The sequence below is a fragment of the Mesorhizobium sp. P2_E6 genome (assembly GCF_056403835.1).
On record NZ_JBFUEQ010000007.1, the window covers coordinates 400,148 to 423,388 of the forward strand.

Annotated in this window: 20 protein-coding genes; 8 read left to right on the plus strand and 12 right to left on the minus strand. The window is 62.0% G+C overall.

Features of this window, described 5'->3' with window-relative positions; translation table 11 throughout:
* Window positions 1–169 precede the first annotated feature (169 nt).
* From AC1D08_RS20255 to AC1D08_RS20270, 4 genes are all read right to left on the minus strand, one after another.
* On the minus strand, window positions 170–589 hold the full coding sequence (locus AC1D08_RS20255; protein ID WP_477423816.1) for a hypothetical protein: 420 nt from the start codon (window positions 587–589) through the stop codon (window positions 170–172).
* A 112-nt stretch (window positions 590–701) separates the two neighbouring features.
* Window positions 702–1,502 carry an endonuclease/exonuclease/phosphatase family protein gene (locus AC1D08_RS20260; RefSeq protein ID WP_095084468.1) on the minus strand — a complete coding sequence of 267 codons (801 nt, stop codon included), beginning with the start codon at window positions 1,500–1,502 and terminating at the stop codon, window positions 702–704.
* Window positions 1,503–1,612: 110 nt separating this feature from the next.
* The gene (locus tag AC1D08_RS20265) at window positions 1,613–3,076 is read right to left on the minus strand and encodes a phospholipase D-like domain-containing protein (protein WP_457152387.1); all 1,464 of its coding nucleotides are present in this window, start codon (window positions 3,074–3,076) and stop codon (window positions 1,613–1,615) included.
* A 258-nt stretch (window positions 3,077–3,334) separates the two neighbouring features.
* Window positions 3,335–4,246: an alpha/beta fold hydrolase gene (locus tag AC1D08_RS20270; protein ID WP_457152388.1), complete on the minus strand. Its 912-nt coding sequence runs from the start codon at window positions 4,244–4,246 to the stop codon at window positions 3,335–3,337.
* A gap of 125 nt (window positions 4,247–4,371) precedes the next feature.
* On the opposite strand from AC1D08_RS20270, the gene AC1D08_RS20275 reads away from it, so the two are divergent.
* A complete protein-coding gene (locus tag AC1D08_RS20275; protein ID WP_477423828.1) occupies window positions 4,372–5,295 on the plus strand; it encodes a LysR family transcriptional regulator in 924 nt (307 codons plus the stop codon).
* Window positions 5,296–5,320: 25 nt separating this feature from the next.
* Here the strand turns inward: AC1D08_RS20275 and AC1D08_RS20280 are convergent, their stop codons facing one another.
* The 7 genes from AC1D08_RS20280 to AC1D08_RS20310 form a co-directional block, all read right to left on the minus strand.
* Window positions 5,321–6,133, minus strand: coding sequence for a 3-methyl-2-oxobutanoate hydroxymethyltransferase (locus AC1D08_RS20280; RefSeq protein ID WP_457152389.1), 813 nt, complete (start codon window positions 6,131–6,133; stop codon window positions 5,321–5,323).
* A gap of 9 nt (window positions 6,134–6,142) precedes the next feature.
* On the minus strand, window positions 6,143–6,925 hold the full coding sequence (locus AC1D08_RS20285; RefSeq protein ID WP_457152390.1) for a TIM barrel protein: 783 nt from the start codon (window positions 6,923–6,925) through the stop codon (window positions 6,143–6,145).
* A 1-nt stretch (window position 6,926) separates the two neighbouring features.
* Window positions 6,927–7,238 carry a MocE family 2Fe-2S type ferredoxin gene (locus tag AC1D08_RS20290; RefSeq protein WP_457152391.1) on the minus strand — a complete coding sequence of 104 codons (312 nt, stop codon included), beginning with the start codon at window positions 7,236–7,238 and terminating at the stop codon, window positions 6,927–6,929.
* 114 nt (window positions 7,239–7,352) lie between these two features.
* Window positions 7,353–8,177, minus strand: coding sequence for an ATP-binding cassette domain-containing protein (locus AC1D08_RS20295; RefSeq protein WP_457152392.1), 825 nt, complete (start codon window positions 8,175–8,177; stop codon window positions 7,353–7,355).
* Window positions 8,174–9,178 carry an ABC transporter permease gene (locus AC1D08_RS20300; protein ID WP_457152397.1) on the minus strand — a complete coding sequence of 335 codons (1,005 nt, stop codon included), beginning with the start codon at window positions 9,176–9,178 and terminating at the stop codon, window positions 8,174–8,176. The genes AC1D08_RS20295 and AC1D08_RS20300 overlap by 4 nt, the downstream gene beginning before the upstream one ends.
* A 172-nt stretch (window positions 9,179–9,350) precedes the next feature.
* On the minus strand, window positions 9,351–10,331 hold the full coding sequence (locus AC1D08_RS20305; RefSeq protein WP_457152393.1) for a sugar ABC transporter substrate-binding protein: 981 nt from the start codon (window positions 10,329–10,331) through the stop codon (window positions 9,351–9,353).
* A gap of 100 nt (window positions 10,332–10,431) precedes the next feature.
* The gene (locus AC1D08_RS20310; RefSeq protein ID WP_457152394.1) at window positions 10,432–11,439 is read right to left on the minus strand and encodes a sterol desaturase family protein; all 1,008 of its coding nucleotides are present in this window, start codon (window positions 11,437–11,439) and stop codon (window positions 10,432–10,434) included.
* Between the two features lie 274 nt (window positions 11,440–11,713).
* Here AC1D08_RS20310 and AC1D08_RS20315 point away from each other — a divergent pair, with 274 nt between their 5' ends.
* From AC1D08_RS20315 to AC1D08_RS20340, 6 genes are all read left to right on the plus strand, one after another.
* On the plus strand, window positions 11,714–12,025 hold the full coding sequence (locus tag AC1D08_RS20315) for a LacI family DNA-binding transcriptional regulator (protein ID WP_477423819.1): 312 nt from the start codon (window positions 11,714–11,716) through the stop codon (window positions 12,023–12,025).
* Window positions 11,961–12,749, plus strand: coding sequence for a substrate-binding domain-containing protein (locus tag AC1D08_RS20320; protein ID WP_477423821.1), 789 nt, complete (start codon window positions 11,961–11,963; stop codon window positions 12,747–12,749). Before AC1D08_RS20315 ends, AC1D08_RS20320 begins: the two co-directional genes overlap by 65 nt.
* Window positions 12,750–13,108: 359 nt before the next feature.
* Entirely contained in the window at window positions 13,109–14,557 is a 1,449-nt protein-coding gene (locus tag AC1D08_RS20325; protein WP_477228082.1) for a TolC family protein, read from the plus strand.
* Between the two features lie 39 nt (window positions 14,558–14,596).
* Entirely contained in the window at window positions 14,597–16,729 is a 2,133-nt protein-coding gene (locus tag AC1D08_RS20330; protein WP_477398404.1) for a type I secretion system permease/ATPase, read from the plus strand.
* A gap of 41 nt (window positions 16,730–16,770) precedes the next feature.
* Window positions 16,771–18,060, plus strand: a complete 1,290-nt coding sequence (locus tag AC1D08_RS20335; RefSeq protein ID WP_477228084.1) for an HlyD family type I secretion periplasmic adaptor subunit — start codon at window positions 16,771–16,773, stop codon at window positions 18,058–18,060.
* A complete protein-coding gene (locus AC1D08_RS20340; protein ID WP_477423823.1) occupies window positions 18,050–18,691 on the plus strand; it encodes a ribbon-helix-helix domain-containing protein in 642 nt (213 codons plus the stop codon). Before AC1D08_RS20335 ends, AC1D08_RS20340 begins: the two co-directional genes overlap by 11 nt.
* 106 nt (window positions 18,692–18,797) lie before the next feature.
* Here AC1D08_RS20340 and AC1D08_RS20345 read toward each other — a convergent pair whose 3' ends face one another.
* Entirely contained in the window at window positions 18,798–19,742 is a 945-nt protein-coding gene (locus tag AC1D08_RS20345; protein WP_477423830.1) for a transglutaminase-like cysteine peptidase, read from the minus strand.
* Window positions 19,743–20,066: 324 nt separating this feature from the next.
* Here AC1D08_RS20345 and AC1D08_RS20350 point away from each other — a divergent pair.
* The coding region (locus tag AC1D08_RS20350) for a DUF5801 repeats-in-toxin domain-containing protein (protein WP_477423824.1) at window positions 20,067–23,241 on the plus strand (3,175 nt) is incomplete at its 3' end.

Below are 23,241 nucleotides of genomic sequence, written 5' to 3' on the forward strand. Positions count from 1 at the left end.
CGGCCGGCGCGCCGGATACATGCGCATCAGCGGGCCGCCGTCGAAGGCGAGTTCGATGCCGTCGCACATCACCGACCTCGAATGGCAGCCTTATTTCGTCAACTGATCATCGGTTGACGAGGCAAAAAGAAACCGGCCTGCTTGTGCCGACCGGTTGTTCCGGGCGAGATCAGCTGCAGACGCGGACTTCCTCGATCACCCTGCGGTGGTGACGCCAGGTCCTGACCAGTTCGATATGACAGCGGTGATGCCGGTGGTAGCGGCGATATTCGCCGCCCTGGTAATCACCGAACTCTACGCTGTCGTCACCATACTGGTTGTCGTAGTCGCGCCGGTGGTGGCGGCGATAGTCACCACCTTGATAGTCGCCAAACTGCGCGCCGTCGTTCTGATCGTCACCATATTGGTTGTCATCGTAATGCCGGTCATGATGGCGGCGGATGATGATCTGGCCACCGTTGTCGGGCTGATCGTCCGATGAGTACTGATTGTCGTCGGACTGGATAATCAAGCTTGCGGCTTGCGTTGGCGCAATGACGGCGGCCGTTGCGGCCAATGCCATCACCGAAGCCAGGAATAGGTTTTTCATATCTTGTCCTCCTAGGTTCAATCTTATGAACTCGCCGGAAGACTTAGCGTTCCAATATCGCTTTTCATAGCCGTGGACGCCAGGTTGGGCGTCATCGGCGGGACAATTTGCCTTACAGGCGCACAAATGCCGTCAGCGGCAGGTGGTCGGACGCCACCCGCGAAAGCGGCGTGTCATGCGCCTCCACGGCCGAGATCATGCCGTGCCGGTTGGCCATGATGCGGTCGAGCGCCAGCAGCGGCAGGTTCGACGGGAAGGTGGGCACTGCCGGCGGCAGCGGGCCAAAGGTGACATGCAGCGTATTCAGCGCGGAGCGGTTGCCGAGCCGCCATTCGTTGAGATCGCCGAGCAGGAGCGTCGGCGTGGCATCGGGGCTGTTCATGATATCCAGCACGACACGGGCCTGCTGCGAGCGGGACCGGCGCAGCAAACCGAGATGGGCGGCGATGACGCGCAGGGTCCGGTTTCCGTCAAGATCAATCTCCGCCACCACGGCGCCGCGTGGCTCCAGCCCCGGCAGCCTGATCTGATGCACGTCGCGGACGACGCCCTTCTTGAACAGCAGGACATTGCCATGCCAGCCATGCCCCTTGCCATTGGCCGCAATCGGCACCGGCACCAGGCCGGTTTCATGTTCCAGGCGAGACAGGTCGAGAAGCCCGTCACGGTCGCCGAAGCGGTTGTCGGCTTCCTGCAGTGCAATCACGTCAGGATCGATTTCGCGGATGACGCGGCTGGTCCGCTCGGGATCGAACTTCCTGTCGAGGCCGATGCATTTGTGGACGTTGTAGGAGGCAACTAGCGTTCCGGTTGTGCCTGTCCGCTTGGGCGCACCGGCGTTTGCCTTCCGCATCCTGCGGTCGCGAATGGATAGAAGCATGCTTGCCGGAAGGCTGCGTCCAGTTCTGTGCATATCCGTGCTGCTCGTCCTCGCTGGCTTCAATTCGGAACCGGGCTACAGTCAAAATAGGCGCCGTCGGCATATATTCCATGACAGGCTGGCGTCACACGCGCCAACCTTGGCTAGAGATAGGGCGAACCGAGCCACAATACCCGGTCGAACAGCCTGATAAGGAAGGGTCGGGCCCGCAAGGCGTCGAGCGTCACCGGCACTGCGGTGGCGAGCGCCGATCCGATCCGCGCCTCGATCTCGCTGGCAAAGCCGGCGTCGAGGACCTCGAGGTCGATCTCGAAATTCAACCGCAGCGACCGGGCGTCAAGGTTGGAAGAGCCGACATACGCCCACACGCCGTCGATCGAAAGCAGCTTCGAATGGTCGAACGGTCCCTCCGTGCGCCAGATGCGGCAATAGTTCTTCAGCAGCTGATCGAACTGCGCCGTCATAGCGCGGTCGACAAGGAAAAGATTGTTCACCGCCGGCACCACGATGTCGATTTCGACGCCGCGCCTTGCAGCGGTGGTCAAGGCGCTGATCAGTTCACGGTCCGGCAGGAAATAGGGCGACATCAGGCGGATCGATTTGCGGGCGACGGAGAACGCGCCGATCAGCAGCTTGTGGTTGGTTTCGATGCTGGCGTCCGGGCCGGATGCGACCGCCCGCACCAGCATGGGCAGGCCGGGCGCCGGCGACAGCGGCCCAATTCGCCAGGCATCGCCCTTCAACGGTTCGTCGGTGGCGAAGCGCCAATCCTCGGCGGCGACCGAGAAGAGATCGGCGACGACCGGACCAGTGACCCGGAAATGCGTGTCCCTGGCGCAGTTGGAACCGGCGAACTCGGCCGAGAAGCCCTTGCGGATGTTCATGCCGCCGGTGAAGGCGACCTTACCGTCGATGATCAGGATCTTCCTGTGGGTCCTGAGATTGGCGTAGGGCAGGCGCAGGCCCATGACGATGTTGCCGTTGAAGACATCGGCGGTGATGTCGGCGCTGCGCAGATGCCCCAGGATACTCGGCACGGAATAGCGGGCGCCGACGGCATCGATCAGCACGCGGACCGTGACGCCGCGCCGGACGGCGCCGGCGAGCGCCTCGACGAAGAGCATGCCGACGGCATCATTGTCGAAAATATAGGTCTCGAGCAGGATGCTGCGCTCGGCGCCGTCAATCGCCGCGCACATGGCGGCATAGGCCTCGTCGCCTGTCTCCAGCACATCGATTGCGTTTCCAGGGTGGAGCGCGCGCCGCGCCACCCTGTCGCCCAGTGTCCGCAGACCGGTGAACCGCTGCCCGTATCGCTCGACGATCAGGGCCTCTTCGGCCGCAACGTCGCGCTCATGCTTGGCGGACACCGCGCCGCCGGTAAGTGGGCGCTGGGCGCTGATCGAGGCGCGACGGATGCGGTTGATACCGGCGACGGCATAGATCAGCACGCCTATGATAGGCGACAGCACCATCACGCCGACCCAGCCGGTGGCTGCGCGGACATCTTCCTTGGTCATGACGACGTGGATGATGCCGACGGTCGCCATCACCACCGAGATGATCGCAAGGATTTGGGGCCAGTGAGTCGCCAGAGTCTCGAACATTGCTGGGACTATCCAGCGAGCGGTTGCGGAAGGCAATGCGGCCCCGGCGTGCGGGGCGAATCCACGGATCGGCGTTACCGGGTAAGTGTCTGCAACCGTTGCGAGCGGCGCAGCCGAGGCATTATCTGAATTATCTCGGTACGGAGCAGCAGGCTTGCACCTCCATCTGCTTTTACCGGCTTCGGAATCTTTCTGTCAGTCAGGGCGATACGATTGAGGATCAAGCCAAGGAACTCGCTGGGCGAAGACTTGTGCGCCTCACTTCCGGTCGAGAAAAGTCCTCACGGCTGCGATCGTGGCCTCCGGCTGCTCTTCCATGAGCCAATGTCCCGAATGGGGGACCACGACTTCGGTCACGTCCGTCGCGGCATTGCGCATGACGACCGCCTCGGTTGCTCCAAAGGATTTTTCGCCGCCGATCGCCAGCACCGGCATGGTGAGTTTCGTCATCATGGATACCTTGTTGTCTTCGACGTCCTGCCGGATAGAGCGGAACTGCGCGAAGGCCGAGCGCATCGCTCCCGGAAGGGCGTAGAACTTGGTATAGTGCTCACGCGTTGCTTCGTTGATCTTGGACGGATCGCCCGCGAATTCGTTCCAGAAACGATCAAGGTAGATGCGTTCACGTCCCGCCACCAGCCGCTCTGCATCCGGCCCGCCAAAGTCGAAATGCCACAGCGCCGGGCTGCGCACGACCTCATCCCAGGGCGGAATGCCGGGAACCGGCGCGTCCATCACCACCAGCTTTTCGGTCTTGTCCGGATAACGTGCCGCATAGGCGTAGGCGACCATCGTGCCAATATCGTGCCCGACAATGATGGCATGGTCGATATCAAGCGCGGTCAGAATTGCGCGGATGTCGGCCGCCTGTGTCCGTTTGTCGTAGCCATCGACTGGATGGGACGACAGACCCATACCCCGCAGATCCGGAATGACGATCCGGTGATCGCGGGACAGTTCGGTGGCCAGCGGCCCCCACATATCACCGGTGTCACCGAAACCATGTATCAAAACCACCGGGGAGCCCTGTCCGCCCACACGGACATGCAGCGTCACATCACCCGCCTTGATATCCTGCGTCTGGAAGCCAGTGGGCAACGATTGAACCTGCGCTGCGGCAGGCAATGAAATCACAAGCATGCCAAACAGGCCAAGCAGGAACCTGAACATCTCTTAATCTCCGCCAATTGGTCCCAGTCTCGTGACCATCATCTGTACCTTGCTTGAGTATGGCGCAGGACTTTCGTTCTGATTAGCCATATAATTCGGGAACTCGAATTCGGAAAATGCGGACAATCATGAAGCTTGAAGGCATCGGCACGTTTGTCACCGTAGCGGAAGCCGGTTCGATCAGCGAAGCCGCCCGGCGTCAACGATTGTCCAAATCGGTGGTGAGCGAGCGTTTGGCCGAGCTCGAAAGAAGCCTGGGCACGACCTTGCTGCATCGTACGACGCGCAGACTTACCCTGACGGAGGATGGGATAGCTTTCCTCGCACGAGCGCGGCGCATCGTCAGGGAAGTGGAGGACGCCGGCGCCGACATGGCGGAACGACGCGGCGAACTGGTCGGGCCGCTGCGTATCTCGGCGCCGGTCGCATTTGGACGCATGCATCTCGGGCCGGCGCTTTACCCTTTCCTGGCGCGCCATCCAGGGATCGAACTGACGCTCGATCTCGATGATCGGCGCGCCGATGCCGCTGCCGATGGTTACGATGCGGTTGTGCGACACGGTGCGATCCAGGATTCGCGGCTGATAGCATGGCGCCTCGCGGCGAGCCGACGCCTTCTCGTCGCGTCGCCGGAGTATATCGCCCGGAACGGTGCGCCTACGTCAATGGCTGACCTGGCCAGCCATCGGGGCATTTTCTACACCCATCGCGGCGTCGCCGATTGGCGCTTTCCCAGCCCCGACGGCGCTGCGATTGTCCGGGGTCGGATCGGGTTGCTCGTCAACAATGGTGACGTCATGCGTGAGGCTGCGATCGCGGGTCTAGGAATAGCCTTGCTGCCGACTTTCATTGCCGGAGGAGCAATCAGAACCGGTGAGCTCAAGATCGTCGATATCGGCGTCGAGGCCGAAGGCGAATTCATCTATATCGCGTATCCTGAAGGGCCGCCGCCATCGGCCAAGCTCAAGGCGTTCGCGGAATGTCTGATCACGGTAATCGGTGATCCGCCCTACTGGGATGTGCCTGATTGCCGCCCGACGGACAAATGATTATCCGCTCCATCTAGGCAAATCACTAAAGACCCAGGGCAATCTTGAAAGCAGAAAGCTCGTCGTTGGTGACGGGGACCACGTGCTGCGGCTCGGGGTAGGCGCCCGTCTGCACGTCGGATATGAACTCGCGATAGGCGGCGATGCGTTCACGCTGCAGCCGCTCATATTCGGCGGCGAAGTTGCGGTAGGTCTTGGCGTGGCGCGGCCTGTGGCCGGCGGTGTGGCCGAGCACGTCCTCGCTGAAAAGATACTGCGCGTCGGCATGCGGCCCGGCGCCCATGCCAAGCATGATCAGGGGCGTATTCCTCGTGATCAGTTCGGCAACCCGGTCGGGCACCACCTCCAGCTCGGCGCCGAAGCAGCCAATGGCCTCCAGGCGCTTGACGTGATCCCACACCGCACGGGCACTTTCGGCCGTCCTGCCGACAGCCTTGAAGCCGCCGGTCCAGGTGCATTGCGAGGGGATCAGGCCGACATGGGCGACGACCGGCACGGCGTTGTCGCAGAGCGCCTTCTGGATATCGAGCGAGGCGGCGCAGTAGAAACAGTCGCCGCCGATGCGCATGAACTGGTAGGCGGTTTTCAGATAATCCTCCGAGGTGACCAGATTGCCGGCGGGACCGTAGGGCAGCCCGACCTGCACGAAGCATCGGCCGGCCGCCTCGCGCATCTCGGGCGAGAAGAAGCGCCCCTCGATCGAAAGCATGTCTATGCCGGCAGCATCCGCTGCCGCCGCCTCTTCGAGAGAGGTGACGTAGAGCATGGAAATCTTTTGTCCGCGGCCCTTCATGGCGCGGATGTCGGCGACGGTGGGACGGCTGCTCTTGGTGACCATTCTTGTTCCTCAGACGGTGAAAGCTTCACGGAAGGCCTGCAGTGCCGGCTCGGGATCACCCGAGGCAAACGCTTCCATGCCCACCGGCCCGCGGTAGCCCATGTCCTTCAGCGCGCGGGCGATGCCGCGATAGTTGATCTCGCCCGTGCCGGGCTCCATTCGGCCGGGCACGTCGGCCACCTGGACTTCGCCGATCCATGGCAGGCAGGCGCGGCACAGCGCGATCAAGTTCCCTTCGCCGATCTGCGCATGGTAGAGGTCGAGGTTGAGGCGCAGGCCCGGCCGGTTGACGCTCGACACTAGCGCAAGCGTGTCTTCGGCTCGTGCAAAAGGCACGCCGGGATGGTCGACCGGAAGGTTCAAATTCTCCAGCGTGAATGTCACGCCTTCCGCCTCGGCGAGATCCGCAATCCGGTTCAGCGTGTCGTATGCCCTGAGCCACATCGCGCCGGTGACGGTCTCGCAGGGTGCGACCGGCAGGCCGCCTTCGCCCAGCCCGGTGCCGTGCAGGTTGAGCCGTGCGACGCCGAGGCGTTTGCCGACCGCCGCGGTCTCCTTCGCCGTCATCAACAGTTCCGCGGCGCCCTCGTCATCGGAGAGACGGCCGCGCAGATAGCCGTTCATGATCGAGAAGGTCGCGCCGGAATTCTCGAGCATTGCGAGGTCGTGATCGGGCCAGTTCCAAAGGCCGACCTGGAAGCCCATTTCGGTCAGGCGCCGCACGCGCCATTCCATCGGCCGGTCGCGCCAGAGCATCTCGGCGCAAGCCGCAAGGGTGAAGGTATCGGACATGTCAGACCTCGATGTACACGCGGCCGTCCTCGACCTTGGTGTTGTAGATTTTAAGGTTCACGCAGACCGGTGCGCGCAGCGCTTCGCCGGTCCGGTAATCGAACACGCCGTTGTGCTTGGGGCATTCGATCCTGTATTCCATAACCAACCCGTCGCTCAGATGCACCTTCTCATGCGTGCACAGCCCGTCGGTGCAGAAGAACGCATCGTCGGGGCTGCGGTAGATGGCGAATGTCCGACCCTCGTGATCGAAGCGGATAACGTCCTCTTCCTCGATATCATCGGCCGCGCACGCATCAATCCACCTTGCCATTGTCGCCCTGCAGTCTGTTCTTGGGTTGGTCGAAAAGACAGCCGGCGGAACCACGCATTCCGCCGGCCGCACAGGAAGGTGCCCGGGAGGAGGAGATGGGCGCCTTCACTGGGTTCACGCATGGCTTGCGCCATGCGGCGCATGCCTGTCTTCAGCCGCCGAGAAGCTCTCGATCTCGGCTTCGAGTTCGGCCATCTGCTCGCCGCCTGCCATCAGGTCGGTGATCGCTTCACGGCTTTTTTCGCCCTTGCGGAAGTCGGCGACCTTGGCGCCCCTGATGAGGACGGCGAAGTGGTCGCCGACGGTCAGGGCATGAACGACATTGTGGGTGATGAAGATGACTGCGATGCCCTTGCGACGTGCCTGCAGGACGATGCGCAGGACATGCGCCGCCTCCTTGACGCCAAGTGCGGCGGTCGGCTCGTCGAGGATCAGCACGCTGGCGCCGAAATGCACGGCGCGCGCGATCGCCAGCGCCTGCCGCTCACCACCGGACAGTCCACCGACCAGGCGATCGCCGTCGTCGATGCGGGTGATGCCGAGCTGGCGCATCTCGGTGACGGCGATCTCGTTGGCCCGCTTGCGGTCGTAGATGGTGAGCGGTCCCCAGCGCCGTGTCGGCTCGGCGCCGACGAAGAAGGAACGGCCGATGCTCATCAGCGGGAACGTCCCGCCGAATTGGTGCACCGTCGCGATGCCGTGGTCGCTGGCGTCGCGCGGGCTGTCGAAGGCGACAGCCTTGCCGTCCATTTCCATCGTGCCCGATGTCGGTTTGTGGACGCCGGAGAGGATCTTGATCAGCGTCGACTTGCCGGCGCCATTGTCGCCGAGCAGGCACAACACCTCGCCTCTGTCGACCTCCAGCGAAATGTCGTGAAGCACGTCGATCGGACCGAACGACTTGTTGATCCCGGTCAGCCTGAGCAGGGGCGTGGTCATGAGCGAACTCTCGATTTGGTGCGCGGCGCGTAGGTCAGCGCCATGGTGCGGAAGGTGTTGTTCATCAGCACGGCCCCCAGCAGCAGGACGCCGATGATCAGGCTTGCCCAATTGGCGTCGAAGCCGGTGTAGAAAATGCCCTGGTTGACGATGGAGAAGGTCAGCGTGCCCAGCACGATGCCGACCACCGAACCATACCCGCCGGTGAGCAGCACGCCGCCGATGACCACCGCGATGATCGAGTTGAAGATGAAGGACTGCCCCGCGGCCACCTGGGCGCTGTTGTAGAGGATCGCCTGCGACATGCCGACGAAGGCGGCGCACAGGCCGCTGCTCATGAACAGCGCGATGGTGACCCGGTCCGTCGGGATGCCGGCATTGCGGGCGCTGACCGCGTCACCGCCCATGGCCAGGATCCAGTTGCCGAAGCGCGAGAAGTTCAGGATGAAGCCGACGATCAGGACGATGGCGATCCACCAGAACAGGGTCACCTGGAACTTGCCGCCGAGATAGTCGCCAAACACAAGCTTGGCGATCGGCCCGCTCTTCAGCGCGACACTGGTGCTGCCGGACAGGATGATCGAAAGGCCGAGCGTCAGGCCGGCCAGCGCGAACAGCGTTGCCAGTGTGACGACGAAGGACGGCACTTTGGTGTGGATTACCAGGAGCCCGTTGATGAAGCCGACGATGAGGCCAAGGGCGAGGGCCGCGAGGATGCCGACGATGATCGGCAGGCCGTAGTGGCCCGAGATGATGGCGATGGTCATCGAGCTGGCGGGGATCATCGAGCCGACCGAGAGATCGAGATGTCCGGCGATCATCAATAGCCCCACCGGGAGAGCGATGATGCCGAGTTCCGAGGCGACGTTGAGCCAGCTCGCGGCACCGCCGGCCGACATGAAGTTGGCGCCGCCGAAGATCGAGAAGAACACCAGCACGGCGATCATGCCGATCAGCGAGCCGACCTCTGGGCGACGCACGAGCCTACCGATCGAGGGCATCGAGGAATGCGGGGCGGGTAGCGCAGTCGCTACCACGGCAGGTTGGTCATGGGCTTGGGATGTCATCGAAGTGGTCCCTGGCTTGAACAATGGGGGTGCCTGGCGCGGCCCTCGGAGGGGCGCCGGCCGGCGATGTCCGGCCCACGGCGGGCCGGACACTCGGTTTGCGCAATCAGCGGGCGCCGGCCGCCGCACCACCCATCGTCGCGCCGACGTTGGCAGCATCGACGATCCCCGGTCCGGTCAGCACCGGCTTCGTCGGCAGGTCGAGCCCATAGTTGACGAAGCCGTTGAGCAGCGACACCGCGAGATAGCCCTGCAGGTAAGGCTGCTGGTCGATCGAGAACATCTGCGTTCCGTCCTTGATGCGCTGCAGGCCGGTTTCGTCCATGTCGAACGACGCGAGCTTGACCTTGTCGCCAAGATTGGCCTGGCTGATGGCGTTGGCCGCACTGTTGGCGTCGCCGGCACTGATGGTGATGAGGCCGTCGAGGGTGTTGTCTTTCAGCACGGCGGCCTTGATCGCCTCGGCGACCGCGGTCGGGTTGCCGAAGCTGGATGAAGGCAGCGGCAGCTGGGTGGATTTGCCGCCGCTCTTGGCGATGGCGTCGGCGATGCCCTTGCAGCGGTCTTCCGTGTTCGTGGAGCCAGGCAAGGTGTTGACGCACAGCACGTTCTTGGCGCCATGGTTGCCGAAATAGGCGCCGCCACCGAGACCGGCCGCGTATTCTTCGTTGCCGGCATAGTTCATGGCGCCGAGCCGCTTGGCTGCGTCCATGCCGCCGGAATTGTAGATGATGAGCGGCACGCCGGCGGCAACGACTTCCTTGAAGGCGTCATCCATGGCCTCGGGCACCCAGTCGGGACCGACGATGGCGCTCGGCTTCTGGCTGAGCGCGGTGCGGATCAGCTTGGCGGCGTCCGGGCCAAGATTGTCGTAGTTCTGCGGGCCGAGCCAAGTCACCGAGCCGCCGGTCAGTTCGGCGACCTTTCCGGCGTCGTCCGCACCTTTCTTGACCTTCGACCAGAACGGGTCGTCCGCCTTGCCGCCGATGACGAAGATCTTCGCCCCATCAGCCATTGCGGCTGTGGCACCTGTCGCCACCAAGGCTGCCGTCATCGCCGCAGTCAAAAGCTTCGTGATATGGTTCATTTCATTTCCTCCCGGTTGCCGTCATCAGACGGATTGGAAAACTTGGTCCCGACGCTCCCCTCCCGGCGCGTCGCGTGATCAATGCTTCGCCCGGCGTCGCTTACGCCCTGGCATTCATGCGCTGCTTCTTTTTCTGGAACCGGGCGTCCATCATGGCGTCGCCCTCTCTGGTGCCGTCATGCAAGGTGCCGAACCATCTATCGAGCGGGATCAGCCCGTCGCCGCCGTAGTTCACCTCGAAATATTTATGGTGCAGGTAATGCGCGTAGGCGTGGCTCGATACGGCTGTGTCCTGCGTGAGTTCCAGCTTTTCGAAGCCGAGATGGCCGTTGACGGCACCAAAGCTGGCGACGTGCAGCTGGAACAGTGCGACGATGGGGTTGGACGGGATCAGCAGATGCCAGAAGGCGACCGCGTGATAGAGGAACCCTTCCACCGGGTGCATCGACAGCGACGACCAGGGCGACGGGTTGATCGAATTGTGGTGGACGGAGTGGATCCAGCGATAGAGCGGACCCCAGTGGATCAGGCGGTGGATGAAGAAGAAATGCACCTCGTGAATGGCCGGTGCGACCAGCACCAGCGCGGCGAGGTAGACGGGGTGGTCCTGCCAGCCGACCCACGGCACGTAGCCCTTGGCAAAGCACCACAGGAAGATGACTTCGACCACCGTCCATAGCGGGATGGTGATGAAGAACGAGCGCAGGAAGTTGTCGAGGTTCTGGCTCTGGAACCAGAACACGTCGGAGGGCGCATCGGCGGGGAATTTGTGGTTGTATTTGAAGCGCGTCGCTTGCGTGCGCCTGACGTAATAGCGCAGCTCGAAAATGCCGTAGAAGACGAGGATCGCCGCGGCGTTGACGGCGTAGAGCCAGAGCGCCCATCCCCAGCTGATGGTCTTCATCGTCTCGACGCTGGGGACGACATAGATCCAGTAAAGGAGGGCGGTGGCCATGTGGAAGGCATTCCACGGCCAGATATAACCGGGCAGCCATGCCAGGATCTTCGGCAGCCTCGGTGGCCAGTTCCACAACGGCACGGCCTCGATGCGCCCGTTCGGCTTCCAGTCGCCGCGCTTGTCGCGCACGCCGTATTTGAGATCGTCCATCCCGGATCCTCCACCCGCAGTGCCTGGGATGGCTCGCACGCGCACGCCGCCTCGCACCGCCGTCGGGCGGAGGGTCAGAACCTTGTCTGCGCTGTGCTGCTTCTATCCCTGGGCTGGCGGTGCTTGCGCCTTCTTTGCTTCTTCCCGAGATAAACATCTTGATCCAAAATGAATCAAGAATAGAATGTTTATTCCAAATTAATTGTATCATTCGTCTCAGGGCTGCCCGACGAATGATATCTTCGTATCAATTGCTATAGGCTGATGACACGAAATGGATCAGAACAAGCGGCCGACCATCAAGGATGTTGCCGCCGAGGCCAATGTTTCGGTGGCCACCGTCAATAGGGTGCTGAGCGGCTCGGGCGCCGTGCGCCAGGGCACGCGCGAGCGCGTCATGCTGGCGGCGGAGCAGATCGGTTTCTACGGCATGGGCGCTGCGCAGCCGTATAGCGGCCGCCCGGCCGCGCTACCGGTTGGGTTTCCTGCTGCACCAGCCCGGCCGAGCCTTCTACCGCAACATGGCCGAGGCACTGCGCCTTGCAGCCCAAACGATGCCCGACTGCGAAATAGAGTTGCTTACTGAGTTTCTCGACGATCTGTCGCCGCAGAATGTCGCCTCGCGGATGCTGGCACTGGGCGCCGAATGCGACGCCGTCGGCGTCGTCGCCGCGGTCCATCCTCTGGTCACCCAGGCGGTGGACGCGCTGCAGGCCCGCAACGTGCCGGTTTTTGCGCTGATCTCGCAGATCTCGGCGACCGGCCATATCAACTATATCGGCCTGGACAACTGGAAGGTCGGGCGCACCGCGGCCTGGGTGTTCGAGCATGTTTGCCGGGCGCCCGGCAGACTGGGCATCCTGGTCGGCAACCATCGCTACCGCTGCCAGGAGATGAACGAGAGCGGCTTCCGTTCCTATTTCCGCGAACATGCTCCTGGCTTCACGCTGCTGGAGCCGCTGCTGACCTTCGAATCCAGCGCCATCGCCCAGGAAATGACCGAAAAGCTGCTGAACGAAAATCCGGATCTGTCTGGCCTCTATGTCGCCGGCGGCGGCATCACCGGCGCCATGGCGGCGCTGCGCTCCACCGGTCGGGCCGGCAGCGTCGTGGTCGTCGGCTATGAACTGATGGACACGACCCGCGCCGCACTTCTCGACGGCACGCTGACCTTCGTCATTTCGCACCCGCTGGCCCGCATCGCCCAAGAAGCGCTGGCCGGCATGGTCCGCGCCGTCTCGGCCCCGAACGAAGGCGGCAACTTCACGACGATCCTGCCCTTCGAGATCTACACCCGCGAGAACATCTAGTTCACGGCGCCGTCGCAATCCTTGATCCCCCGAAAAGATTGCCGCAACAGCGATCTGCCTTCGGTTTGGTCGCAAATAGCGGCTATCCCTGCTTGATTCTCCCTGCCTTGGTTAACCACCTTCCGTTTTTGGTCCTTTTCCCAACTGACAGCGTCAGGATACGATCGCAGGGGGTCTATGCTTATGTGCCATTTTTGCTACATCTAACAATCTTGTCGCCTGAATCATCGATTTAGCAGGAGCTAATTCAATAATTCCTCACACATTTCGTGAAACTGTGGATAGTTCTCGGAGGCAGGCCTTGGCTTGGCGTAGCGCTCTCGAATAAGGGTGCTGGGGGAAACTTTAGGGTGGGTTATATGAATAAGACAAGCATCTCGGCCGTCGGCAAGCGCCTTGGTCTTTTGATGGCGGCTACAATGCTGACTTGCGCGAGTGCTCATGCGCTCACGCTCAAGGAGGCGATGGCTGTCGCGGTGGAATCCAATCCCGAGATTGGACAGGCAATTGAAAACCGCGAAGCAATCGAGTTCGAGTTGCGACAGGCCAAGGGCCTTTATCTTCCCAGTGTCGATGTCGAGGCATCGGCTGGAGTTCGTCGCCTCGACAATACGTCCCGGCGCGCACTGTCGATAGAGGACGATTCGCTCTATCCGGCGGAAGCGGATCTGGTGGTCACACAGAAGCTGTTTGACAGCGGCGCGCGGCGGGCGGAATTGAACCGCCAGGCATCGCGGGTCGACGGAGCGTCCTTTCGGGTGCTGGAACGCTCGGAATTCATCGGGCTGTCGGTCGTCCAAGACTACCTTGAATACATGCTGCAGGCTTCGATCGTCGCCGAAGCCAAGAAGAACCTCGGTTTCCATCAGGCGATACTCGGCGACATCCGGCAAGGCATCTCGGGCGGGGCGCTGAACGAGGCCGACCGGCAGCAGGCCGAAGAGCGTCTGTTCGCAGCCCAGGCACGCATGCAGGAGGCGAGCGAAGAACTGGAAGCCTCCAGGATCCGGTTCTTCAAGACCGTCGGCAAACCGCTGGTCAATGCTTCGCGGCCCGGTGATGTCGCCGCCGCACTGCCGAGGTCACTTGACGATGCGCTGGGCCTGGCACGACAGAACAATCCACGCGTTCACATGGCCACCAGCGATATCGCCGCTGCTGCTTCCATGGTGGATGCGGCCCGGGCGAAATACGGCCCCGAAGTTTTGGCCGAAGGCCGTGCCAGGGGAGGGTATGATATTGACGGCGACAATGGCGACGCCAGTGACCTGCAGGCGCGTCTGGTGCTGCGTTGGAACCTGTATCGAGGCGGCATAGACAAGGCCAATGAACAGGAGCAGATCCGCCGTGCCAGCGAACAGCGGCTTGCCTATCACCAGGTCTTGCGTGAGATCGAGGAGGCTGTCCGCACATCATGGGATCGCCGTTTCCGGCAAGCCGACCTGGCAAAGACGCTCAGGCTGCAAGCCGCTTCCAGTGAAAAGCTGGTTTCGTCTTACCGCGAGCAATTCAAGGTAGGGCAACGGTCGCTGCTCGACGTGCTCGATGCGCAGAATACCCGGTTCAACACGGCAACGCTGGCGGACACAGCATCCTATGCATCGCTGTTCGCCCAATACCGACTTCTGGCCGCGACAGGTCAATTGCTGAAAACGATGGGTCTTCAGCCGGCAAAGCAAGCGACGGCCTATGCACGATCCGAGTTCAACGCACCAGAAACCGCGGACACTGAAACCTATGCGCGGACGCCATCGGAGCAGAAAAACGACCTGCCTTTCGATATCCTTGCGCCAGTGAGGAAGAAGTAGGACGGTGCAGGGTCCAGCGAGGGTCCTTACGGGCATATCGTGAACCAGCAACCCAACATCCTCTCCCCCAAGGAGGCATTCAAAGCCTGCTTTTCAGCGGTCGCCGGCTATCTTGGCAGGCCGAGCGCCGAGACAGTGCTGTTTGCCGGGGTGCCGATTTCAGAGACGCGAATTGAGGTGGAGGATATTCGGCACCTTGCCGAGCGCATCGGCCTCGAGGTCAAGGACGTCAGTCATCGCGATTTCCTGCGCGGGCGCGTCGATCTGCCCGCCATTCTGTTTCGCGCCAGCCAACTGCCTGTCGCCCTGCTCGCGGAGATTGAAGCGGGCGAATACCTGACTGCGCCCCAAGAAGACGGCCGCACCACGATCAGCAGATCCGAGCTGGCTGCCAGCTATATCAGCGGCGGCGCGTCCTTCTCGATCACCTATGCCAATGCCACCGAGGCGATGAAGGTCGGCTCGGCACAGAAGATCGAAAGGCGCCATTGGCTGACGGGGACGATGGGCGCCTTCTGGCGCACCTACTCGAAAGTCGTCCTTGCTGCGATATTCATTAATGTTCTGGCCATTGCCTCACCCATCTTCACGATGAACGTCTACGACAGGATCCTGCCGAACAAGGCAATATCCACACTGTGGGTTCTGGCCATCGGCATCGGCGCCGTCATCCTGTTCGATCTGCTTTTGAAGACGGCCAGGGCTTCCCTCATCGACTATGCCGGGCGCAAGGCGGATCTTCGGATATCGTATCTTCTGTTCGAAAAAGTGCTGAACTCGTCACTGTCGGCGCGTCCCGACTCGACCGGTGAATACGCAAACCGGGTCACGCAATATGAGTTCGTCAGAGAGTTCTTCACCTCGAACACCATCAGCGTGTTCATCGACACGGCATTCGTCTTCGTCTTTCTTCTCGTCATCTATGCGATAGGCGGCTGGCTGGTGATCATACCGGCGCTGGCCTTTGTGATGTCCGTCATCGTCGGCTTGATTACCCAGCGCCGCATCGGCAAGCGCGTCGCCGCCTCGATGAACGAAGCTTCGCAACGCCAGGCCCTGCTGGTCGAATCCATCTCGACGCTGGAGACGATCAAGTCGCTGCGCGCCGAGGCGTATCTGCTGCGAAAATGGGGAGAGCACTCCAAGAACGCCGCCAACACGTCCGAGAAGATCAAGCAACTGTCGGCGGCCGCAGGCAACATAACCCAGTCGATACAACAGCTGGTGACAGTCGCTCTTGTGGTGGCCGGCGCTTACGCCTTCTCGGAAGGGCATGTTTCGACAGGAGCAATCATAGGAACGGTCATGCTGGCGAGCAGGGCGGTGGCTCCGCTCGGCCAGATCGCCATCACGCTGTCCCGGTTTCGCCAGGCCATGCTCTCGCTGAGGATGGTGAACTCGATCATGGAGCAACCGGAGGACCGGCCGGACACGGTGGGTTTCGTCAACCGACCCATTCGCAACGGGGCGATGGCGTTCAGGAATGTCGGGTTTGTCTATCCCGGCGCGGAAAACGAGGTTTTGACCGGTCTGAATTTCACGGTGAAGCCGGGAGAGCGGATCGGCATCATCGGTCGCATAGGATCGGGAAAGACGACGATGGGTCGGCTGGTCGGCCGGCTGTTCCTGCCGACCTCCGGTGAGCTGCTGCTGGATGGGATCGATATTCGCCAGTATCACCCGTCAGAAGTTCGGGCCGCTGTCGGCATCGTTGCGCAGGCTGGCGATCTGTTCTCGGGGACCATCAAGGAAAATCTCCTGATGGCTTGCCCGGAGGCTACCGATGAGCAGATCATCGACGCGGCAAAGGCGGCTGGCGTCGACGATTTCGTCTCACGCCATCCGCGTGGTTACGACATGAATGTCGGCGAGCGTGGCACCAATCTTTCAGGCGGCCAGAGGCAGACAGTGGCGATCGCACGCCTGCTGCTGACCAAGCCGAAAATCGTCTTTCTAGATGAACCATCGGGCTCGATGGATCTCGCATCGGAACGCCAGTTGATAAAGCAGCTCAAGGTCGCCTTTGACCGCGACACCACGCTGATCGTCTCCACACATCGCTTCAGCATGCTAGAACTGGCCGACCGCCTGATCGTTATCGAACAGGGCAAGATCGTTGCTGACGGACCGAAGGACCAGGTTATACAGGCGTTGCAGAAAACAAGCGCCTGATCGAACAAATTGAATGCATCCAATGCGTTGGGGCGTAGGAAATGCTTGCCAGGGAAGATCGGCCGCCGCTCTTTGCGTCGGCGTCCATATTCATCATAGGAGCGCTTTTCGTTGTATTTGTCGCCTGGGCAGCCTTTGCCGAAGTCGATGAGATCGCGCGGGGAGACGGCAAGGTGATACCCGCTTCCAAGACCCAGATCATTCAGGCGAGTGAAGCCGGTGTCGTCCAGGAAATCGCAGTGACGATTGGCCAGGTCGTCAAGAAGAATGATCTCATCATCCGTCTCGACAACACGCTCAACACCTCCAGCCTTGGTGAGCAGCAGGCCAAGGCGCGAGCCCTGCAGGCGCGCATTGCGCGGCTCCAGTTCGAGCAGAGCGGCAATCTCGAAGGCGCATTTCCCTGTCCGCCCGAGATCCAGAAGGCAGCGCCGGAAATCTGCGAAAACGAGCAGAAGCTGCTCGTCGCGCGCCGCGAAAACTTCGAAGTCAAGCTGTCGGTTCTCAAGTCGCGCCTCGATCAGCGCCAGAATGAATTGGACGAAGCCACCGCCAATCTCGATCGTCTCACCAAGAACCTGGCTGTTAGCGACCAGGAAAAGGAGCTGGTCGATTCCATGGTCAAGAAGGGGCTGATGGCGAGGACCGAGCAGATCCGCGTCGAGCGTGAGCATACCGAACTGCAAGGGCAGTTGAACCTCGCCGGTGAAACCATCAAGAAAACCAAGGGGGCTATCACGGAAGCCCAGCTTCAGGTCGACGAGCTAGGTCTGCAGTTGCAGCAGGAAGCCCTGAGCGACCTGACGGAGGCGCTGGCCGATCTCTCGGTGGTGGATGAGACCATACGTGGCGCCACCGACAAGGTCGCGCGCACGGATATCCGGTCTCCGGTGGATGGGATTGTCAACACGCTGGAGCTGAACACGGTCGGCGCCTTCGTCCAGCCTGGAGCGGTCGTGGCCGGCATCGTCCCGACCTCCGAGACCCTTCTGGTCGAGGCCCGGGTTTCACCGCGAGATGTCGCCTTCATCCGGCCGGACCAGGACGCGCTCATCAAGGTCACCGCCTACGATTTCTCGATCTTTGGTGGCATCGAAGGCAAGGTCTCCAACATCACAGCCGACAGCCTGGTCGACCAGAAGACAGGCGAACCCTATTACCAAGTGCGCGTGTCGACGGACAAATCGACACTCGAGAGAGACGGCAAGGCCTATTCGATCATCCCGGGCATGATCTGTTCCGTCGACATCAAGACCGGGCGCAAGACGATCCTGAATTACCTCTTGAAGCCGATCAACAAGGCACGTCAGGAGGCGATGAGTGAGCGGTAGCGCCAGCTCTCCTCTTCCCGATCGCGAGCGGCTGCTGCCTCCTGTCACGGCTGAGGATTTTGGGCTGGAATTTCGGGTTGTGGCACGCGGCGGCGTACGACGCGGCATCCGTCTGGAACGGGCTTTCTGGGTCACGCTGAAGCAGATGGCCGAAAGCAGGAAGTGCACGATCGGGATGCTCATCGATGAGATCGCCGAAAGTCAGGCACAGACAGGTAACCTGACATCTGCGATCAGGGTGGCCTGCATGCGTGGATTGGGGGAGGAAAACCTGACCTTGCGAAGGCTTGCGTCGATCAACACCATCAACGCCATAGTGGTCGCCTGCCCGTCGCCAGCCTTTGCCTTGGCATCGTCGAAGAAGATCCTGACGTTCAACGCGCCGTTCCAGCAACTGGTCAAGCGTCAATTGCCGATAGCTCCAAACGACGATGCGCGCCATGACCTCAAGCTGGCGCTGGACCTCAATGTAGCCGACATTTTCGCGCGGCTCGACGCCAATGGCCAAGCGCCGGTGGCTACCGGCTTTGTCATCGGCGCCGGTGAACGTCGATACCGGGGTCATTTGAATGTTGTGCGAGCCCCGGTGGTCGAGCCGGAGTTGCTGATGGCGTTCGTCTTCGGCGGCTGAGGCGTGTCACGTTGATCCGGATTCAGCCGATGCGCTCACGCTCTGGTTTTCATGCAAACCATTGTCCCAAAATCACTTTTGGCGACATGTGATCTTGCCGGAAAATCTATCGCTGAACGCCTTCGCCCGGCGCAACGGTCGCGAAGCCGCCTTTGATCTCAGCCATCTGGGCTGCGCCCGGTTTCGAGCCGTGGATCCAGGCCCGGTCCGTGCTGAACGAATAGAGCGGAACGTAGTCGGGAAGATCGCTATCGCGCACGACGATGTTGCTGAGGCTGTCGAGAATGAAGGTGCCGCTGCCAGTGCTGACCGACAGCACCGCGTGAAAGAAGCCTCGCTTGCGGTCCTGGAGAACAACGAGCGCCATGCTTTGCGTAGGAATGCCGGCCCTCAGCAGAGCCGTCATCTTGAGGATGGCAAAATCCTCGCAGTCGCCGGCTCGCCGTTCGAGAATTTCCGACGGCTTTGCCCAATAGTCGAGTTTGCCGTAGACGACGCTGTCTTTCCTGTAGGCAATCAGGTGATTTACGCTGCTGTTGACGAAGGATAGCTTCTCGCTGAACCCCTTGCCCTGGGCAGCGGCGACCATGCTGGCAAACGCCGCACTCTTGCGCTCGCAGGCGCTGCCTGCCGAGCAACTGGTGATTGCCTGGTAGACGGGCGCCCAACGAGCCGAGACGGGGAAATTGCGCATGGACAAGGCGACCGATCCGAATACGCCGGGAATAATCGATGCCGTCTGCACCGGATCTATCCCGGCATCAGCTCGCGCCGTTGACGAACCATCCCCTCGATCAGCAAATGCCGGGCCGTAGCTGCCCAAAACCATGCTGATCCGGTAAGGAGCCACAGGCTGCCACGGCTGCGGCCTTGCCAGCGAAACACCGCCGAGACAGGGCGGCGTCAGGACCCGTTCCAGAGGCGTGCCGGTAGCGGCAGCCTCCCCGGAAACGGCATTTGCGAACGATGGTCCTGCCAGGCCAACAAGGCCGATTGCCAGCAGGAGCACCTTGAGCCTGGTTTTTCCCAGGACTGATTTTTCTTTTTTCATAACGCCCACCTTTGACTGTGGACGCTACCAATCTTGTCTCAAATTATTGGAAAGGAAGGTGGATAACTTTACGGCAAGTGGCTTTGTCTATTTTATCTAAAATTTTATTCGATTTTATACTCCCATTTACCGAGAGACCGTGTCGAACCTCCACCGAGCGCGCTACGCAGAAGCCGGCATATATCAGGTTATATGTTCGAGGTTTACCAACGTGTAAAAAATGCTGGGGCAAGCATATCGGAGTATATGAAACAGATTGCGGGGTTGTTGCAAAGCAGAAGTGGCCAATGTCTCTTGCCGGGAAATGTCGGAGGGGTTTCAGCAATGATCACCAATAATGAGTTGGACAGTTCTTCGGGTTCCTTGAACGAGCATTCCGCGTCCAGCGAACACAATGGTCAGGCATCGCCGGGAGAGATCCTGGTCGCACAAGCAACTTCGACCCAGCAGCCCGCGCCGGCAGCGGCCGAACCGGTGCCGGTCGATGTTGGTGGCGGAGCACCTGTCAAGCCGGAAGCGCCGGCGACAGCGAACGCACCCGCAGCGGCGGCACCCCATGAATATGTGGCTGACGCCAGCAACATCGTGAAACTTCCGTCCAACGTTTCCATCGACAACATCAAGGTCGACGGCCACAACCTTGTGCTCGAGCAGGCCGACGGCTCGGTGATCGTGATCAAGGACGGCGCCTTGAACGTGCCGACCTTCGTCATCGGCGACGTCGAGGTGCCGCGCGTTGCGTTGCTGGCCGCGCTCGAGGCAAGCCATGTCGACGTTGCCTTCGGCGCCGACGGTTCCATGTCGGCCGGCACGGGCGGTTCGCCACCCAGTGCAGGCGGGAATTTCGAAATCCCCCCCGGCGGCATCGGTGACGGGTTCGGCCTTTCGGCCTTGTTGCCCCCGACAGACTTGCAGTTCGGGTTGCTGGACCGGCGCGAGCTGACGATTGGCGTTGCGGAAAAGGAAGACTCCACCCCCTCGATCGATCTCATCGGCTCGGCAACAGTCAACGAGGCCGGCCTGCCGGCGCGTGGCGGCGAGCCCGCAGGCTCGGACGCGTCCGCGTCCTCGGAGACGACCTCGGGCAACATCGGCTTCACCTCGCCGGACGGTGTGTCGGTGGTCTCGCTCGGCGGCCATGTGTTGAGCGCGGTTGATCAAACCTTCACCGATGCGACGGGCTCGCTGACGGCGAGCTATGTCTTCGATGCGGCGACCGGCATCGGCACCATCCACTACACCTACACGCTTCTCGACAACACCGCTGGCAACGCCACCAATGTGAGCTTCCCGGTCGCGGTGACGGATGCAAATGGCAATCCGGCCCCGGCCGGCAATCTGGTCATCAATATCATCGATGACGCACCGACGGCAGTTGCCGATACCGACGCGGTGGCGGCGGGTTCGCACGCGCAGATTGGCGGCAATGTGATCAGCGGCGCCGGCAGCGACGGCAATGCTGCAGGCGCCGACACCAAGGGCGCCGATGACGCGAAGGTTGCGGGCGTTGCCGCCGGCGCGACCAATGCCGATCTGGACAGCGGCATCACGCTGAACACGCCGATCCATGGCGCCTATGGCACGCTGATGCTGCAGGCGGACGGCTCCTACACCTATGTGCGCGATGCCGGCACGCCTGGCGGCGTCCACGACGTGTTCACCTATACGATCAAGGATGGCGACGGAGACCTTTCGCACACGACGTTGACGATCTCGATCGGCAATTCGACACCGACGATCGGCGACCTGACGCCGGCGGCCGGTGGCGGCGACGTCGTCGTCAACGAAAATGACCTGCTGGCCAACCGTGGATCCGGTGAGTCGGACGGCTCCGATACTGCCAAGGAAAGCACCACACAAGGCGGCACCTTCGCCATTTCGTCGCCCGACGGCATCGCCTCGCTGGCGATCGACGGCCACAATTTCATCACCAATGGCGTGTTCACGGCGGGCTCGTTCACGACGGCGCTGGGCAACACGCTGACGGTGACGGCCTACGACGCCGCGACCGGTCAGGTGAGCTACACCTACACGCTCCTCGACAATGAGGCGCATCCCGCCGTCCAGGGCACCAACAGCCTGTTCGAGAATTTCACCGTCACGCTCACCGACCAGGACGCGCAGAGCGTCAACGGCACGCTGTCGGTCAACATCGTCGACGATGTGCCGACGGCCACGACCGAGGCTTCGCAGAATGTTCTGGAAGGCGCGACCATCACCGGCACGCTGGACTTCGTCGCCGGCGCCGACGGCGCCACGGTGACGCATATTGGCGCCACCGCCCTGGTCTTCGGCGGCGACGGCTACTCGCAGGCGATCGACATCGGTGACGGCTTTATCAAGGTCAAGGCCGACGGCAGCTATTCATTCACGGCCAACAGTCCGGTCATTGGGGCCGGTGCGGCCTCGGCGACCTATACCGTGACGGACGGCGATGGCGACAAGGCGACGGCCGGCATCAGCTTTGCGGTGACCGACGCCAACCATCCGACGACCGGCACGGCGGCGGCCACGGTCGATGATGACGGGCTTGCCGGCGGCAATGCGGCAAGCACGGCGGGCGACATCGACGCCAATGCTGGCGAGGTTCCGCTCAGCGCCAGCGAAGCAACCTACAACGGCACGCTGGGCGGCAGCGTCGGCGGCGACGGCGCCGGTTCCAACGGCTTCTCGTTCGCGACGCTGGACGGCACCAGCGGGACGGTCGGCCAGGAGAACGTCACCTACAGCTGGAACGCCGCCAGCGACACGCTGACGGCGACGGGTCCACGCGGCGACCTGTTCACGGTGCATGTGACCGATCCGGCCACCGGCGCCTACACGGTGACGCTGCTCGACAACGTGCTCCAGGCACAGGGTCCGAACGACGAGAACAATGCGACGGTCAACCTCGGCTACGTGATCACCGACGCCGATGGCTCGACGGCGCCAGGCACGCTGACCATCACCTTCAACGATGATGCTCCGACGGTCGCGATGGCGGATGTGAAGCTGCCGTCGCTAAGCGTCGACGAGACGGATCTGACGACGAATGCGACGGCGAGCTTCGCCAGCGCCTTCACCTCGAGCTATGGCGCCGATGGCGCCGGCACGACCACCTATGCGCTGGGCTTCAATGCCGGCGCGACGGGGCTGGTCGACACGGCGAGCGGCCAGGCGGTGGTGCTGAGCCTCGAGGCTGGGCAGGTGGTCGGCCGTGCGGGCGTCGGCGGCGTGATCGTGTTCACGGTCAGCACCGATGCGTCGGGCAATGTGACGCTCGACCAGCAGCGGGCGGTGGTCCATCCGACGACGGACCCGAACGAGCCGGTCAGCCTGAACGCCGACAATCTGGTGACACTGACGGCGACGATCACCGACAAGGATGGCGATCATCAGTCGGCGACACTGAACATTGGCAGCAACCTGACCTTCCTGGATGACGGCCCGTCGATCTCGGCGCCGGGCGCCAGTGCATCGCTGACGGTGGACGAGACGGATCTGACGACGAATGCGACGG